15 protein-coding genes are annotated in these 15,910 nt (G+C 45.4%); 8 read left to right on the top strand and 7 right to left on the bottom strand.

The window, feature by feature from the left end; translation table 11 throughout:
- Window positions 1-205 precede the first annotated feature (205 nt).
- The 3 genes from AACU28_RS19730 (at window position 206) to soxR (ending at window position 3,212) form a co-directional block, all read left to right on the top strand.
- Window positions 206-1,768, top strand: a complete 1,563-nt coding sequence (locus tag AACU28_RS19730; RefSeq protein ID WP_121603475.1) for a glutamate synthase-related protein — start codon at window positions 206-208, stop codon at window positions 1,766-1,768.
- Between the two features lie 317 nt (window positions 1,769-2,085).
- Window positions 2,086-2,607: an NADPH-dependent FMN reductase gene (locus tag AACU28_RS19725; protein WP_102533593.1), complete on the top strand. Its 522-nt coding sequence runs from the start codon at window positions 2,086-2,088 to the stop codon at window positions 2,605-2,607.
- A 164-nt stretch (window positions 2,608-2,771) separates the two neighbouring features.
- Window positions 2,772-3,212, top strand: coding sequence for a redox-sensitive transcriptional activator SoxR (gene soxR, locus AACU28_RS19720; protein WP_017087167.1), 441 nt, complete (start codon window positions 2,772-2,774; stop codon window positions 3,210-3,212).
- Window positions 3,213-3,229: 17 nt separating this feature from the next.
- On the opposite strand, the gene AACU28_RS19715 is transcribed toward soxR, so the two are convergent.
- Together AACU28_RS19715 and AACU28_RS19710 are read right to left on the bottom strand one after the other, a co-directional pair.
- The gene (locus AACU28_RS19715) at window positions 3,230-3,994 is read right to left on the bottom strand and encodes a carbohydrate deacetylase (protein ID WP_121603474.1); all 765 of its coding nucleotides are present in this window, start codon (window positions 3,992-3,994) and stop codon (window positions 3,230-3,232) included.
- Window positions 3,995-4,104: 110 nt separating this feature from the next.
- Window positions 4,105-5,433 carry a 6-phospho-beta-glucosidase gene (locus AACU28_RS19710; RefSeq protein ID WP_108189054.1) on the bottom strand — a complete coding sequence of 443 codons (1,329 nt, stop codon included), beginning with the start codon at window positions 5,431-5,433 and terminating at the stop codon, window positions 4,105-4,107.
- 104 nt (window positions 5,434-5,537) lie between these two features.
- Here AACU28_RS19710 and AACU28_RS19705 point away from each other — a divergent pair, with 104 nt between their 5' ends.
- From AACU28_RS19705 to AACU28_RS19695, 3 genes are all read left to right on the top strand, one after another.
- On the top strand, window positions 5,538-6,422 hold the full coding sequence (locus tag AACU28_RS19705) for a LysR substrate-binding domain-containing protein (RefSeq protein WP_121603473.1): 885 nt from the start codon (window positions 5,538-5,540) through the stop codon (window positions 6,420-6,422).
- A 76-nt stretch (window positions 6,423-6,498) separates the two neighbouring features.
- Window positions 6,499-6,879 carry a VOC family protein gene (locus AACU28_RS19700; RefSeq protein ID WP_017092556.1) on the top strand — a complete coding sequence of 127 codons (381 nt, stop codon included), beginning with the start codon at window positions 6,499-6,501 and terminating at the stop codon, window positions 6,877-6,879.
- Window positions 6,880-7,051: 172 nt separating this feature from the next.
- Window positions 7,052-7,471, top strand: a complete 420-nt coding sequence (locus tag AACU28_RS19695; protein ID WP_029406066.1) for a globin — start codon at window positions 7,052-7,054, stop codon at window positions 7,469-7,471.
- A gap of 96 nt (window positions 7,472-7,567) precedes the next feature.
- Here AACU28_RS19695 and AACU28_RS19690 read toward each other — a convergent pair whose 3' ends face one another.
- Complete coding sequence (locus AACU28_RS19690) at window positions 7,568-8,335, bottom strand: hypothetical protein (RefSeq protein ID WP_121603472.1); 768 nt, start codon at window positions 8,333-8,335, stop codon at window positions 7,568-7,570.
- A 137-nt stretch (window positions 8,336-8,472) separates the two neighbouring features.
- Between AACU28_RS19690 and AACU28_RS19685 the strand changes: the two genes are divergently transcribed.
- Window positions 8,473-8,862, top strand: a complete 390-nt coding sequence (locus AACU28_RS19685) for a DUF4345 domain-containing protein (RefSeq protein WP_017087160.1) — start codon at window positions 8,473-8,475, stop codon at window positions 8,860-8,862.
- A 9-nt stretch (window positions 8,863-8,871) separates the two neighbouring features.
- Entirely contained in the window at window positions 8,872-10,374 is a 1,503-nt protein-coding gene (locus tag AACU28_RS19680; protein ID WP_065681155.1) for an arylsulfatase, read from the top strand.
- Window positions 10,375-10,520: 146 nt separating this feature from the next.
- Here AACU28_RS19680 and AACU28_RS19675 read toward each other — a convergent pair whose 3' ends face one another.
- The 4 genes from AACU28_RS19675 to AACU28_RS19660 form a co-directional block, all read right to left on the bottom strand.
- Window positions 10,521-11,552, bottom strand: a complete 1,032-nt coding sequence (locus AACU28_RS19675) for a LacI family DNA-binding transcriptional regulator (protein ID WP_050652338.1) — start codon at window positions 11,550-11,552, stop codon at window positions 10,521-10,523.
- A gap of 263 nt (window positions 11,553-11,815) precedes the next feature.
- Window positions 11,816-12,910, bottom strand: coding sequence for a porin (locus tag AACU28_RS19670; protein WP_017080405.1), 1,095 nt, complete (start codon window positions 12,908-12,910; stop codon window positions 11,816-11,818).
- A gap of 199 nt (window positions 12,911-13,109) precedes the next feature.
- Window positions 13,110-14,126: a nuclear transport factor 2 family protein gene (locus tag AACU28_RS19665; RefSeq protein ID WP_004736372.1), complete on the bottom strand. Its 1,017-nt coding sequence runs from the start codon at window positions 14,124-14,126 to the stop codon at window positions 13,110-13,112.
- A 163-nt stretch (window positions 14,127-14,289) separates the two neighbouring features.
- Complete coding sequence (locus AACU28_RS19660; protein WP_017092550.1) at window positions 14,290-15,585, bottom strand: MFS transporter; 1,296 nt, start codon at window positions 15,583-15,585, stop codon at window positions 14,290-14,292.
- Between the last annotated feature and the right edge of the window lie 325 nt (window positions 15,586-15,910).

The raw sequence follows: 15,910 nt of genomic DNA, 5'->3' as shown, positions 1-15,910 counted from the left end.
TCAGATTTAAAACACAATGGCTGCCGATTTGGTGGCCATTTTTGTTTGTGTTGAATCAGCAAGATTTCTGTTTTTAGGCTGTCTATCCAGCTTGTTTTCTCTGGCTCATTTATTGAATTAGCCGCGTATCTCACCTTTACTTTACTCTTGTGAGCAAGTCATCGCTTCAGTCATCAAATCATAAGAAAGAAAAGGTGAGCGAACTATGAAGAATCCAGTAATAGCGGATAACAAACCCGTTAAGGTCGAGCTAACAGAAGGGGAGGAGTATTACTTCTGTACCTGTGGGAAATCAAAAAACCAACCGTTTTGTGATGGTTCTCATGCAGGAACGGGCTTCAAACCGAAGAGTTTCGTGGCCCAGGAAACCGGCGACGCTTACCTGTGCCGCTGTAAGTATTCGAACAACCTCCCTTTCTGTGATGGCACCCATAAACAGTTTACGGCTGAGCAAGTGGGCCAAGAAGGCCCTGATGTTCATATCCAAGCGGCAACGCCCGATCTCTCACCTGCGGCTTCTGCAACCAAAGAAGAGCCCACGGTCGAATTCATTCATCAATTAGCACGAGATGGCTTATCCAAAGTGGGTCACCATGGGCCAATGACTTCAATGGGTGTTCCAAGATATCTATTACCTCACTGGGATGATATTCAAGTGATGGTTGCACAAATGGCGACCAAACCGTTATTGGAAAATGTGCCCGTCGGTACTGAGCTTATTATTGGGCCAAAAGCGAAAAAGCCGCTTAAATTGAACATCTCCTTGTTTGTTTCTGATATGAGTTTTGGGTCGTTATCTGAAGAAGCGAAAATCTCTTTAGCGACAGGCGCGGAGCTGGCGGGAACGGGAATTTGCTCGGGGGAGGGCGGCATGTTGCCCGAAGAGCAAGCGGCGAACTCACGTTACTTTTATGAATTAGCCAGCGCACAATTTGGTTACGATGAATCTAAGCTCAAAAATGTCCAAGCCTTCCATTTTAAAGGCGGGCAGGGTGCTAAAACCGGAACAGGCGGTCACCTACCTGGGGCGAAGAACATTGGCAAGATAGCTGAGGTGCGTGGTATTGAAGCAGGTACAGCCGCGATTTCTCCACCCACCTTTGTTGATCTAAAAACCGTCGAGGATTTCAAAAAGTTCGCCGACCGAGTTCGAGAAGTGACGGGCGGGATCCCAATTGGCTTCAAGTTGAGTGCCAATCATATTGAAGAGGATATTCAGTTCGCATTGGATGCCAGTGCCGATTACATCATCTTGGATGGTCGAGGCGGTGGTACTGGGGCGGCGCCAGAAATGTTCCGTGACCATATTAGCGTGCCAACTATTCCAGCGCTTGCTCGTGCCAGAGCCTATCTAGACAAGCAAGGCGTCAGTGACAGAGTCACCTTAATCATTACTGGTGGGCTTCGTGTTCCGATGGACTTCGTAAAAGCGATGGCGCTTGGTGCAGATGGTGTCGCTATCTCGAACAGTGCCATGCAGTCGATAGGTTGTGTTGCTGCCCGAATGTGCAACACCAATAATTGCCCGGCGGGTATCGCGACTCAAAAAGCCGATTTACGCCAACGGTTAAATGTAGAAAAGGCATCGAACCAATTGAAGAACTTTTTCGAAGCCTCGACTGAATTGATGCAAGTGATGGCGAGAGCGTGTGGTCATGATCATTTGAATCAGTTTAACCCTCACGATTTAGCGACGTGGAATCGCGAAATGGCCGAACTATCTGGAGTCGCTTACTCTGGTGTCAGTTCACTAAATCAACTTAAGTAAATAGTATTTCGATAAAGCACACTCACTGTATTTTGGGTGTGCTTATTTTTGTCTGTGTAATGCCAACCTATGTTTAACCTTTCGTAATTAACTGCTTTATAAGTTTTTTTAAGTTATTTCCTATTTTTTGAAAATATCGCTTTACCTCAAGTTAACTTGAGGTTTTATCATCATCCCCAATCTAAAAACACAATCTATCACCTAGTGCAGGTTTTGATGTTATCAAACAGACGTTACGAATCTTCAGTTATGAACTTTGAGCTCCGTAATTGAAGTCATGAGTGCATAAAGGTGAGAAAACTGAACAAGGATCAACAATGAAAGTATTAGCGATTGGCGCGACCAACAGTAAAGCATCGATTAACCAACAATTGGCAGCGTACACCGCAAGCTTAGTTGAGGGCGCGCAAGTAGAGGTGCTCGATCTTAATGATTTCGAGATGCCCATTTACAGTGAAGACAGAGAAAAAGAGTCCGGTGTTCATCAACACGCGCAGCGCTTTTTCAGCAAGATTGGCGAAGCTGATGCTGTGGTCATCTCTTTTGCAGAGTACAACGGCTCATACACCGCAGCCTTTAAGAATGTGTTTGATTGGACATCACGAATCGACATGAAAGTGTATCAAGGCAAACCTGTTGTGATGCTCTCCACATCACCAGGCCCAGGTGGCGCAAGCTCTGTGTTGTCGTCTGCGGTAAATTCTGCACCTTACTTTGATGCTGATGTGAAGGGCTCGATGTCGGTGCCGAGTTTCTACGACAACTTTAATGTAGAAACGGGTGAGATCATTAATGCTGAAATAGCAGAGAGCCTGAAATCTATCATGAGTCAGATTTAGAGAGCGAGAACACCACAATAAAACAAAGCAGCTATTTGCGTGGTTTCTTTTCATTGCGCCCGTTGTCAAAGTTTAAGGAAATTAACTGGTTAAGGTAACAATAGGTCGCTATTCTAAAGTTAAAGTAAGCTTTAAATATTTATGATCTCAGGGATAGTGTAACAATGAGAAACATCGTATACCTCAGCATCGGCCAGTTGGCAGAGCGCAGTGGCGTGGCTCCTTCGGCGTTACGTTTTTACGAAACCAAGGGGTTGATTGCTTCAATTCGTACTAACGGAAATCAGCGTCGATATCAGTCGGCGATGTTGAGACGAATTGCTTTGATACAAGTCGCGCAGTCGATAGGCTTCACGCTGGAAGAGATAACCGAAGAGTTATCGACACTGCCGATGAACCATACCGCGACTAAGCGAGATTGGGAGCGCGTTGCTAAGAAGTGGCAGGGGCAACTCGACAGTAAAATGGCGCAGATTAAATCGCTACAAGAGAACTTAACCGGCTGTATCGGTTGCGGGTGTTTGAGTATGCAGAAATGCCACTTGTTGAACCCTGAAGATATTCTGCATGACCAAGGGCAGGGCGCACAACGGATCGTTGAGTAGCCCTGAATTAATGTATCTTATCTGAGATCGTCGAATCCAATGCACTCAATCTGATGGTCAGCCAACCACTGTTTTAGCGCAGGGCTAGTGAGAAGTTGATGCTCTTCGACGCGTTTATCACTATAGCTTGATAGGGACTTAAGCTGTTCACTTGCCACTGATGAAGGGTGGCACATTAACTCAAGTACACCGTCAGGCATCATAGCTTGGTAGCTCAGCAATAAATCTTGCAGGCCATTAAGCGATACGCCTTCGTCAAAGAAACGCATATCGAAAGCGTCTGGCGTTGGCACTCGCAGTGCATCTTGGCCACTTAGGATGTTATCGATTCGTCTAACTGGAAGACCAATGCGATTCACTGTGCGGGTAAACGCTGCTTTTAGAGATTTAAATACACCACCAAAGTGATGGCTGTCGATATGGTTAATCTTTAAACCGGCATCGAGGGCGGCTTGATATTGCGCGTTGAGTTCGAGCATCACCTCATCTTCATTCACGTCTGATTTATCGAACAGGGTGACGTTGCTAAAGAAGTGGCCGTGCTCGTCGACTAAGCTCGGAACTAACTCTGGTGAAGTCAGTGGTTTGCCTGCGGTGACCGTAAAGTGCAAGCCAACTTCAGGGACTAAACCTTGATGATAGAGCTCAATCGCGTGCTGTGTACCCGGTTGATTCATCATGATGGTGGTCGACTTAACCAAACCCGTCTTGAAGCAGTCAACGATGCCATGGTTCACGCTTTCAGTGAGGCCGAAATCATCGGCGTTGAGTATCAATTTCATCATGACCTCTTATTAATACATTTGGATTCAATATCTTGAATGAGTTCTGCTGTCACTGAGCTTATTAGCTTGTTATCACCGAGCTTATTAGCTGCTAACAAAATGCCACATTAAGCGAGTCGATGAGCGAACGCAGGCATGAAGTCTAAGTTCTCCCGAATGGTTTCTTGCAAAGCCTCGTCGATATGCGAACCACTATCGACGATAGGGTTTAAGATCAGGGCACGTTTTGCTGTTGCGATGTCACCCGTCATCGCCGCTTTAACGGTCAAGGTTTCAAACTCTTTCATCTGCTGAATCAAGCGCAGCGTGTCGCTATCAAAAGGTTCAACGTTCAGTGGCAGGATTGCACTGCTGGTGATTACCGAACTTACTTCTACCGCACAGTCATCGGGTAATCCTTGAATCGCACCATTGTTGCGAGTGTTGACGTGCATGATAGAACGTTTGTTATTGTGAATACTGCTCATCAGCTCACAGGCCGCTTCAGAGTAGTAAGCACCGCCTCGTTCTTCTAACAATTTAGGCTTGGTATCGAGCATGGGATCTTTGTAGATTTCTAACAACTGCTGTTCAACCTTGGCAACTAAATCTGCGCGATTGGTGCTGTTTTCAGACGCAGCAAACTCTTTGTCTAAGATGTCTCTGGATTGGTAGTAGTAACGTAGGTAAGCACAAGGAACGATGTTCAGAGAACGAATCAATTCAGCGTCCCACTCAAAGGGAGGGATGTTCTTTGGCATCATTTGATCGTTACCACCAAGGAGTTGTTCGATGAGTTCTCCCAACTTGTCTTCACCTTTATGAAGCACCTTACGAGCCCACACTAGGTGATTTAATCCGGCAATTTGCATCGTGATATCTTTACGTTCTGCGTCGAGCATTTTCGCTGCGCCTAGCTCCATGTTGACGGGAACGTTACATAGACCAACGGTTTTAATGGTTGAGTGCTTAATCAGTGCTTCCGTTACCATGCCTGATGGGTTGGTGAAGTTGAGTAACCACGCATTCGGACACAGTTCTTCCATCTCTTTCGCTATATCGAGTGCAATCGGAATGGTTCGGCACGCATTAGAGAAGCCACCCAAGCCATTGGTCTCTTGGCCGATCATGCGATACTTCAGAGCAATCCTCTCGTCACGTAATCTTGCTTCCATTCTTCCTGCGCGAAATTGTGAGCAGACAAAATTAGCGTCTTTCAGGGCTGATTTTCGATCTGTGGTGAGGTGAACATTAATCTCACAGCCTGCTTTGTTTATCATTCGCTTGGTGAGCGCTGCGATTATCTCTGCTTTTTCCATGCCTTGTTCGATATCGACCAACCACAGATCAGAGATAGGTAATTCGTGATGTCGCTTGAGTAGCCCTTCAACGAGCTCTGGGGTGTAACTTGAGCCACCACCAATCACGGTTACTTTGAGTTTTTGATTCTGTTGCATGCTGTTCACCATTTAATGTTGTAGATTACTTGGTTTAATTTATATGATGGTCACATACACCGACAAACCAGTTATGACGACTTATGAATTAGTGGAGTTAATGCATGGGGTTGTTCGAAAATCGCCAACAAACGTTGTCACTGCTACACACCTTTAGTGTTGCGGCTAAACATTTAAGTTTTACACTTGCCGCCGATGAGCTCTTCTTAACTCAGGGAGGGGTCAGCCATCGCATCAAAAAACTCGAACAACAATTGAAGTTCAACCTGTTTGTGCGCAAGACAAGAAAGCTCGAACTGACGCCAGAAGGTCAGCGCGTGTTATCCATGTTGAACGTCTCGTTTGAGTCTATCTTTTCCGAACTCATGGATATTCAAACGGGTGAGCTAAGCGGGGAGTTATATATCGCGACATCGCCTTATTTCGCTTCCTCGTGGTTAATGCCGCGTTTGCCGGAATTCAGACGCTTGTATCCGAATCTAAGCATCAAACTGCAAACCAAACAGAGCCAGGCAGACTTCCAGTTTGAACCTTATGACGTGGCAATTTTCTATAGCGAAGGCCATTACCCAAACCATTACAGCGAGCGATTATTCAGTGGAGTAAGAACTCCTGTGTGTAGCCCTGAATACGCGAAACGCTTCAAATTAGAACAAGGCATACAACACTTAGATGACGTTCGTTTCATCCACAGTGGCGATATCACAGCGTGGCAGCGTTGGTTGTATGAAGCTCAAAGTGATACCAACTGCGCGCTTCAGTGTGACTATTACAGCGATAACCGCTTGGCGATGGATGCGGCGATATTATCGATGGGGCTGGCATTAGGGCGGTTAGAGTTTATGACTCCGCAGATTGAACAAGGCTTGTTGGTCGCGCCTCTTATGAGCATTGAATCGGGCAAAGGGTATGATTTAGTGTGTCCGAAAGGCATGGAGCAGCGAACTAAGTTTCAGGTGTTTGCTCAATGGGTTAAGCAACAGTTGTGACCGAATAGCGTGCCTAGACAAACACGAATTATAGGTCTAGTTTAGGTGGCTCTTTCAATAAAAGAAGAGGTTAGTTATGTTCAGCCATGTTTTTCTCGGTACCGAAGATATTGAACGCGCGAAGGCTTTTTATGACCCAATCATGAAAGTGCTTGGTTATAGCGAAGGTTCTGTTGACCCTAAAGGGCGCTGTGTTTACGTTAGCCAAACGGGTGTGTTGGGCTTAACGAAGCCGATTGATGGTCAGCCTGCGACTCACGGCAACGGCATGACGGTGGGTTTTCTTGCGTCTTCTCCTGAAGTTGTAGATGACTGGCATCGAGTTGGCGTCGAAAATGGCGGTACCAGCATTGAAAATGGCCCCGGAGCGAGAGGTTCTGATGAGCGCCGCTTGTACATGGCTTATTTGCGAGATCCTGATGGAAACAAGATCTGTGCAACTCACTTTATGCCATAGTTCGCTTTATGTCATAGTTTACGTTATGCCACAGTTCGTCTTATGTCATCGTTCAAAATATGCCACAGTGGCGTATAATTAGAGTGTGTTGATAGTTCGGAGTTAGTTTATCGCTGCTCTGAACTAACCTGTTATTTTAAAAACCTGCTGACTATTGCAAAGGACTTGCTAGATGAAACCGAACGAACTGTTTTATGAAAGCTTTGAGCGCTGCCGGATTGACCAAGAATTTTTGGAGAGCTTTCTGGCGGATTTTTGCGAGCATAATCCAAGGTTTTCAGAACGTTTTGAAAAGATAGGGTTAGAGCAGCAAACCAAGATGCTTAAAGCCTCGATCATTCTTATCTATAACTCTGCTGGTCTACCGAGCGTGCGTAACTCAGTAAAGAAATTGGGTAAAAGGCATAAAGACTTAGGACTGGATATTTCCGAGATTGAGCTCAACGAGTGGTTTAATTCGTTACTCAATACGGTTAAAAAATACGATCCTCACTATGATGAAAGCGTTGAACAAGCTTGGACAGAAACTCTCGAAGCTGGCTTAACTATCATGAAGAAAGAATGTATTGTGCCACACCCTGTGAATCCATAGGTAAGTCACCAGCAGCTTTTCGTGAAAGGTAGACTTCGTTTGAAAGGTAAGCCATGAATCTGGCTTACCTAAATTTCTAATATCCTGACTCTCTAATTAAAAGTGAGCAGCCCAACCAACCAGGAACCCTTGCGATGCGGTATCGTATTCAAAGGTACCTTTGTTTTCGTAATCAACCCAAGTGGATTTGTATGCGATATTTAAGTCAGACCAACTGTTTATCTGGTATCGAGCGCCAGTTAACAGGGATGAGGTAAAGTCGGTATCGCTTCCTAAGCCCATATCTAAGCTCGTGTGCACAGTCCAATTTTTGTTGAGTTCCTTGGTCCAACGAACGCCTATCAGATAATCAATCCAATCTTCTTCTAAAGATCTTGAATTCAGGGTTGTCCCGCTGTTTGTGTAGAGTTTGGAATCAATATCGTTATCCCACCAACGTAATCCAACCATATAATCAATGGTACCAATGTCGTATTGGTAGCGTTTAAAGCCTTTTGCTTCTAAAACGCCTTGTCTGATCTCAAGCTTGCCATTAAGAATACCTGTGTTGCCGATGATTGAATCTGACTTTCCGCTCAGTTTCATGTAGCTGTAGTCAACGTAATAACCCCACTGATTGTTATAGACCCCCTCTAGTCGAAGCATCGCTCCCATATCCAAATGATCCACGATGAACGCTGGGTCAACATCAACATCACTGGACAAATTACCAATGGTGGTATCGCCACGAATATTCAGCGCCAGTGCGTAAATTTCAATGCTGTGTTGCCATTTTTTGGTGTCTGTTTGTGAGTCGGCCTGTTGCGCATTTACGGTTGAGCTAGCGACCAATGCTGATGCGAGTAGGTAATGCCATTTAGCCATATTGATATCCTTATCCAGTTTGAAGAACACATACTATAAATGTATGTATTCATTATCCATTTTTCATATATGCAACTTGTATATTGCTGATTGTAGACTATGTTTTTTAAAAAGAGCCAAATTTAAAGAGTGAGGATATGAAGTTACAAAGTATTTTTTTGTTCGTCGCGGTTTTGGGATTAACGCCTATTGCATTGTCTTACGGGTATGCACCAGCTATTTCTCTGGATTACCTTTTCGGAATCGATGCTAGCCCTATCAATGTCACACATATCTTTCGTGCAGTGATGGGGTTGTACTTAGCATTGGCTTTGTTTTGGATAGCAGGAGCGTTATTAAAGAAATATCGATTGCCAGCACTTTACAGTTTGGTGGTCTTCATGTTGGGTTTGGCTGCCGGCCGAGTCATTAGCTTGGTGATAGATGGCATGCCTCACTGGCTACTTGTCGTCTATCTACTATTGGAGCTTGGCTTTGGTTTGGTAGGAATAAAAATGATTCATAAAGAACAATCTGAAACAGTATAAGGACATTCTATGAAAAGGATTTTTCACCTTGTTACTCTGAGTGTGTTGAGTAGCTTTTCGCTATCAGCATGGTCAGCACAAGAGCAACCGAATATTTTTGTTATCTTCACGGATGATATTGGGATCTCAAACCTGAGTGCTTATCACAATGGTGTGATGAGCAGCGAAACACCGAACATCGATAGTATTGCTGAAAAGGGTATGTTGCTGACCGATTATTACGCTCAACCGTCTTGTACGGCGGGTCGTTCCGCATTCTTAACGGGTCAACTTCCTGTTCGAACAGGCATGCACTCTGTTGGGTTACCGGGTGGCCCAGTTGGTTTAAGTGCCGACACGCCAACGCTTCCTGAGGTTCTTAAAACCATGGGTTATGTCACGGGGCAGTTTGGTAAAAACCACCTTGGTGATCGAGATGAATTCCTACCGACAATGCACGGTTTTGATGAGTATTGGGGTTGGTTGTATCACTTGAATGCAATGGAATACACGGAAGATCCAGATTGGCCAAAAGATGGATCTTTGGATGCATTTGCACCTCGTAATGTCATTTACGCAAGATCAGATGGCAAAGGCGGTCAAACGATCGAAGATGATGGTGCATTGTCGATTGAGCGTATGCGTACACTCGACGATGAAGTTAATAAACACGCGATCAACTTCATCGAAAGGGCGGTTGAAGCGGATAAGCCATTCTTCACTTGGTACTGTCCATCACGTGGTCACGTTTGGACGCACCTGTCACCTGAATACGAAGCTATGCTTGGCCAAAACGGTTGGGGACTTCAAGAAGTGGTCATGAAAGATCTTGATGACCATGTTGGTGAAATGATGGCCAAAATGGAAGAACTCGGTATTGCCGATAACACCATCATCATTTTCACTGCGGATAATGGTCCTGAGATCATGACGTGGCCAGATGGTGGTATGACACCATTCCATGGCGAAAAAGGCACAACTTGGGAAGGCGGCGTTCGCGCTCCTGCACTTGTGAGCTGGCCGGGTAAAATACCTGCAGGTACTGTAGGCAATGGCATCTTTGATGGTATGGACTGGTTACCCACTCTGGTTGCTGCGGCTGGTGGTCCAGCGGATCTTAAAGAAAAAATGCTGAAAGGTCACGATGGCTTTAAAGCGCACCTTGATGGTTACAACCAAGTGGACATGCTGACAGAGAAAGGCGAGTCTAATCGTAAAGAGATCTACTACTACGAACGAGACAAGCTACAAGCGGTTCGTATTGGTGATTGGAAGGCGCACTTTGTGGTCCAAAACCATGGCTGGAGTGGTCCGAAAGAGGAGCTAAACGCACCGTTACTCTTTAACTTACGTCGTGACCCATACGAGCGAGCGGCAGAAGAGTCGGGCATGTACTTGAAATGGATGGGGCAGAAAATGTGGGCATTTGGTCCTGCTCAAGCTGCTGTACAACAACATCTAGCGACCTTCCAAGAGTGGCCCCCAGTGACACCAGATTTACCAGCTGAGAAAACAGGTGGTGTGGGTAACTAATACGCACTTGTCTCAAGTAGTTGGGGCAGAAAAGGCTGAGTAGAAATACAAAATCCCGTTGGAGACTCTAATCGTCGCCAACGGGATTTTTGTATTTTGGTTGTTTAAAAGCTTGTTTTAATCATGCAAAAAAGCTGAAGAAAACGCTATTTTGCTTTCAACGTAGTGTTACGTTCTACAAATTGAACCGGCACCATTAATTTCACTAAGCTGGTGTCTTGCTCTTGAATCTGGCTAACGACAATTTTCACGGACTCACGTGCAAGGCGTCGGAAATCCTGCTTGAAAGTGGTCAATTGGTAGTTCAGCCACTGAGTTTGTGGGATGTCATCAAACCCAATCACTTGTAGATCTTCTGGGATACGGAGCCCGAACTCTAAACGAGCCACGTCCATCACTGCCATAGCGAGATTGTCCGTCGCACAAAATATGGCTTCAGGGTGAGAAGCTTCTTTGAACATGGCTCTGATGATCTCGAGTGAATCAAGGTAATCGTAGTCAGCTTCAATCACGCGAGCCTGTTTGCCAGTTAAGTCTTCAAATTCTGTGCAGAAACCCACTTGGCGCTCGCCATTGGTAAATGTCGGGACGTTACCTGTGAGGTAAGTAGCTGACTTGATACCAAGTTTATGAAAGTGCTGAGCAGCAAATTGACCTGCAGCGTAGTTGTCGCTCACCACATGGCTACTCTTAGTCCCTTCAACAACACGCGCGAACTGAACGATAGGGATGTCGAACTCTTCACACTCTTCATAAAGCGACTTATTAAAGGTCGCAGAAGCGGCAATCACGCCATCAACTCGGTATTGGAAGATATTAGGAATAGAGTGGTTATCGTTTCCATCAACTTGCCAAGGAATCAATACCGCAGAGTACCCCTGTTTTTGTAGCTCAGTAGAGATAAGCTGCAGTGTTTTCATGTGAATAGGGTAGTCGGCATCTGGGAAAACTAAGCCAATCAATTTGGATTCATTTGTCGTCAGACTGCGGGCAAAGGCATTGGGACGATAATTCAACGATTTTGCTGCATCGAACACTTTCTGCTTGGTCTTTTCAGACACTGAACTGCCTGGTACAAATACGCGAGATACAGTTGATTGAGAAACGCCAGCAAGCTTAGCGACATCTTTAGAGGTGACGGTTGGCTTTGACGCCGTGGAGTGTTTTGGAGAGTTCATAGACCATACTTTTGAACCAAATTGACTGCGCACAGAGTAACATGATTAGGTACGTACTCATAAAGTAATGCCAAGGAATGATATGAAAAATAAGGAATAATGGTTATTTTGAATTCTATGTTGGGTACAACCCATTAACTGTGTCGCTACAAATGTCGTTACAAAAATGTAGCTTTAAATAAATAGTGACTAAAAAGCTCTGCTTAGAAGCAGAGCTTTAGGTTACGAATTTACTCAAAAATGAATTACATACCGCTACATCGTTAGAAGTAGTAACGAATACCGGCAGCGAACTGATCATCGTTGTTTTCGTATTTCACACCATTGTATGAATCTTTACCGTTGTCGAATTGGTACTCCGTCCATACTAAGAACTTGTTCTTCTTAAAGTGGTACTCAAGGCCAGGGATAATCAGCTGACGCTCATAGCCATTTGCGTTGTCGTCTGTGTCCGTTAAGTAGTTAACGTTAAAGGTTGGACGTAGACCATTTTCAAAGTGGTAGTAGGTGAAGAATTCAGCACCACGGTGGTCGTAGAATTCAGATTGGCTGGTGGTCTCCCAGTTTGAACCTTGGCTATAGGTGAAACCAACAAATAGTCCATCATTAGTGTAGTTCACACCTAATAAACCTATGCGTTGTGTGTCGCCATCTTTGATGTTTTGAACTGTGCTATCCACATCATCAAACTCATTCTGATGGTACGCTAAACCAATCGTTAGGCCATCCATAACGGTGTACAGCGTTGAAGCACCGATACCGTTTTTCAGCGTAACAGTATCTGAATTCGTTTGGTTGAATCTTGTTGATACAGCGACATCTTCACGAGTTGTTTGGTAAGTGAAGCCGTATTTCCAGTTGTCGTTAATGTTGTTGCGGTAAGTTATCGAGTTTTCAGCACGGCCTGTGCCTGATGAAATACCCCAGTCAGATAGGTTGTAGTAACCAGAACCACGTGAACCAAACACACGACCCATATCGGTAAACCAAGCCACATCGTAGAAGGTAGACCACTGCTTAGTGCCTGCTGCGATCTTGCCGTATTTCTCGTGCTCTACGCCTGCGTATAAAAGTCGGTCGTAAATGTTATCGCCGTTAGCGCCCGAGTTATAACCCCATTCGGCATGGCCAAAGCCAGTCCAATCGTTGTCTAGTCCCATTTGACCTTTAAGGCCGAAACGAGAACTACCGCTGTTCCATTCGCCATTATGATCGCCACCTTTGTCCTGGTAACGAACGTCGAAACGACCGTCTAAAGTAAGGCTATCGCCCGCGTCATTGGTAAAAGTGTGTGCAGCAAAAGCTGAACCTGATGTAAGTGCCGTCAGGATCACTGCAGAAAGTATCGACTTGTTCATTGTTGTTCTCTTTATTCAGGCCGCAGAAAGCCACCGTGCTTTCAAGCCCGTTATATCGGTAATGGTTTGGCAGGGTGTGCCCATCCGTGAGGCACAAGTTGGTTATCTTGGGTGGAGCAAGTTGCCGAGGGCGAGAAGGAGCCCTCGGCAGTCATGCCTGCCTAGCGTAGGTAAGGACTAGGTAGACAATAGAACATGGTTACAGCGTAGGGTTCATGATAGATGAAGTACGTTCGAACACGTCCAGACCTTGCTGTTGTAGCCAGTAAGGAAGGTCGATAAGAACCCAGTTCTCAGACAGTTTGTCGCCGTCACGGTAGTACACGTCAACCACTTGCATGTTTGCACGCACTTCGCCGCCAGTCATACCTAGGAAGCCACCTGTTGGTGTGTTTGATAGGTTTGGCCAACCGAAGAAACAAGAGAAGTTACCTTCAGCGAAACGACAAACGTGACCGTTGAACTTCTTGTCTTTCAGGTTGTTACGGAAAGGAAGTTGGTGTTGCTGTTGGTAGCGAGGAATAGTGTAAGACGCGCCGATACCACATGGGCCGTACCAAATCATGTCTTTTGACCAGCTCTTCGCTAGTACTTCTGGTGGGCAACCCATCGCGCCGCTGTCGTTAAGAGCAGACAGGTCATCAACCATTTTGTTTACTAGAGCAAGCGTTGCAACGCCTTCTTCTGGAGCCGCATCCTCAAACAACAGACCATCGTGGTTACGTGGGCCAGGGTATACGAAGTGCTTACCAGTTGATGGTGGAAGTGGGTAGCAACCCGCTTGATCCATCATGCCTAGAAGGTCTAGGAACAGGCCTGTCTTAGTGATTTTGCCGTCAACCACACAGTTAAACTCTGCGTAGCGAACGTTCATGATCTTGCCAGTAGGGCGCATGCCTAGGTATTCAGCGTCGAATAGACCCATGAAGTGACCCATGCTCATTACCCAAATCTCATCTGGGTTAACTTCGTTGTTACCACCGATGAAGATATCTTGACGACGCTGCATGCGAGTCATTGACTTCATCATTGGCGCCCAGAATACGTCAGCCGCTGCTTGTGCGCCTTCTTGCTCGCGGAATGGGTAAACACCGCGCCATAAGTAATCTTCAGACGTGTGCGCTTTTAAAACTTCAGCAACGTTCTCGTGTGTTGCGTTTTCGATAGCGTCAAAGTAATCGCGAACAATGCGTTTAGCTTCTTGATATTTAGACATAGTAAATTCTCTTTTTTGTTGTCGAGCCAACATTCGGAACAGGACTCGATTTGGATTTTGTTACCGGCTGACTTTCTCAGCCGGATTGATGTTTATTTCGTGTCTTTAGAGGTTTTCAACTTTTAGAGGTCTTCAACTTTTAGAAGTCTTCAACTAAAGGGGATTAAGCTTTTGCTGTTTCCGCTTTTTTGCTCTTGTCGAAAATGCCGCCTTTCAATGTTTCGGGTAGAGATAGCCACAGTAGACCAGCTAGAATCCATACGATTGGTGAGCCCCACATTGCTGTCGCAAGGTCGCTGCGCTCTTGGATGAATACCAACACCATTGGTGCCCACATGCCGATGATACGACCACCGTGGAACAGAGCTGCACCGAAGCTACGTAGGTGAGCTGGGAACAACTCAGAGAAGTAGCCACCCCATACCGCAGAAGCAGACAGACCGAAGTTGTAGATAAGACCTAGGATAGCCAGCATGTTTAGGCTGCCGATCATCACGTCGCTTGGTGCTACGAAGAATACTGAAGCCATGACACCCGCAAGGATGAAACCAAACGCGTTCACTTTACGGCCGTATTTGTCGGCGATTGCACCCCATACCCAAGCACCGAATAGAGAACCGAATGCTGAGATAGAGAAGATGATGCCGATAGTTGAACCGTCAAATTGGCGAACTTCTTTCAGGTACGTTGTCACGAAGCCAGAGAAGAATTGGTAGCCATAGAAGTTAAGGCCAGCCAGTAGTAGACAAGTAATGGTTAACTTGCGGTAAGGCGCGCTTAGCATTTCACCCCAAGAACCTTTCTTCGCTGGTTTATTCGATGCTTCAGCTGCGGCTTGATCTTCTTCACCGTAAGCGATCACTTTCTTGTCGCTAGGTAGGATGAAGATCATCAGTGCTGCAGCAACTAGAGGAGGAATACCACCCACCCACATTAGGCTCTGCCAAGGTGCATCAACGCTAGAAATGAACGCCGCGTACGCACCCATTGCCATTAGAGCAACCGAGAACATAGACGAAGCGAATGCGGTTAACTTACCGCGAACGCTTGGTGTGAAGAGGCCGATCATTAGGCTTACTGCTACGGTGAAGTAGCCACCTAAAGAAATACCGATGATGAAACGCATTGCTGCCCACATCGCGTAGTCAGTAAACATCATGTTGATGATGGTTGCGCCACCGTTCAGTGCAGTGATGACAATAAGAGTCGATTTCTTACCAAAGTTTGATGCCACCCATGCACAGCTCAGAGCACCAATAAGTGCACCAACCGACTGCCATGTATAGAACTGAGCGGTATCCGCCAAGTTAATACCATCATACGCATCAACGATGTATGGGCGTACGTAGTCAATAATTACAAAGTTATAACAATAGAAAAAGTAGCCAACTAGAATTGCAAGATAAGCAGCTACCCTTTGAATCATAGGAACTTCGCTCATGTGTTTTTTAGTAGTCATGACCGATAAACCTTTATTTTTTATAGGGTGTTTTTAGTTTCGATTATTGTGTGGCGTTTATTGAATATCACCACACCATCTTCATTTCGGGAGAGATAATAGAATTTTTGTGGTTATTAGATCCGTGATCAAAGTCAATTTTAAAATGAGTGCGTACCCATTTTATGCATTTTAGTGATCTTGATCTCATTAGATCGTTGTTTTGGGACTTTTTGGCCATTTAGAGTGTTTAATCATCTATCTTAGTGACAATACTCACACTTATTGTGGGTTTTTGAGGGAAAATATCCATTTTTGAGTACTATTGGCGGCGAATGAATTGCGA

Source organism: Vibrio sp. SBT000027, assembly GCF_963894355.1.
Taxonomy (GTDB): Bacteria; Pseudomonadota; Gammaproteobacteria; order Enterobacterales; family Vibrionaceae; genus Vibrio; species Vibrio splendidus.
This window is presented reverse-complemented; position numbering and strand designations above follow the sequence as displayed.

Coding starts and splice junctions, on each gene's coding strand:
- AACU28_RS19730 (WP_121603475.1), top strand. CDS start 206: ATGAAGAATCCAGTAATAGCGGATAACAAACCCGTTAAGGTCGAGCTA.
- AACU28_RS19725 (WP_102533593.1), top strand. CDS start 2,086: ATGAAAGTATTAGCGATTGGCGCGACCAACAGTAAAGCATCGATTAAC.
- soxR (WP_017087167.1), top strand. CDS start 2,772: ATGAGAAACATCGTATACCTCAGCATCGGCCAGTTGGCAGAGCGCAGT.
- AACU28_RS19715 (WP_121603474.1), bottom strand. CDS start 3,994: ATGAAATTGATACTCAACGCCGATGATTTCGGCCTCACTGAAAGCGTG.
- AACU28_RS19710 (WP_108189054.1), bottom strand. CDS start 5,433: ATGCAACAGAATCAAAAACTCAAAGTAACCGTGATTGGTGGTGGCTCA.
- AACU28_RS19705 (WP_121603473.1), top strand. CDS start 5,538: ATGGGGTTGTTCGAAAATCGCCAACAAACGTTGTCACTGCTACACACC.
- AACU28_RS19700 (WP_017092556.1), top strand. CDS start 6,499: ATGTTCAGCCATGTTTTTCTCGGTACCGAAGATATTGAACGCGCGAAG.
- AACU28_RS19695 (WP_029406066.1), top strand. CDS start 7,052: ATGAAACCGAACGAACTGTTTTATGAAAGCTTTGAGCGCTGCCGGATT.
- AACU28_RS19690 (WP_121603472.1), bottom strand. CDS start 8,335: ATGGCTAAATGGCATTACCTACTCGCATCAGCATTGGTCGCTAGCTCA.
- AACU28_RS19685 (WP_017087160.1), top strand. CDS start 8,473: ATGAAGTTACAAAGTATTTTTTTGTTCGTCGCGGTTTTGGGATTAACG.
- AACU28_RS19680 (WP_065681155.1), top strand. CDS start 8,872: ATGAAAAGGATTTTTCACCTTGTTACTCTGAGTGTGTTGAGTAGCTTT.
- AACU28_RS19675 (WP_050652338.1), bottom strand. CDS start 11,552: ATGAACTCTCCAAAACACTCCACGGCGTCAAAGCCAACCGTCACCTCT.
- AACU28_RS19670 (WP_017080405.1), bottom strand. CDS start 12,910: ATGAACAAGTCGATACTTTCTGCAGTGATCCTGACGGCACTTACATCA.
- AACU28_RS19665 (WP_004736372.1), bottom strand. CDS start 14,126: ATGTCTAAATATCAAGAAGCTAAACGCATTGTTCGCGATTACTTTGAC.
- AACU28_RS19660 (WP_017092550.1), bottom strand. CDS start 15,585: ATGACTACTAAAAAACACATGAGCGAAGTTCCTATGATTCAAAGGGTA.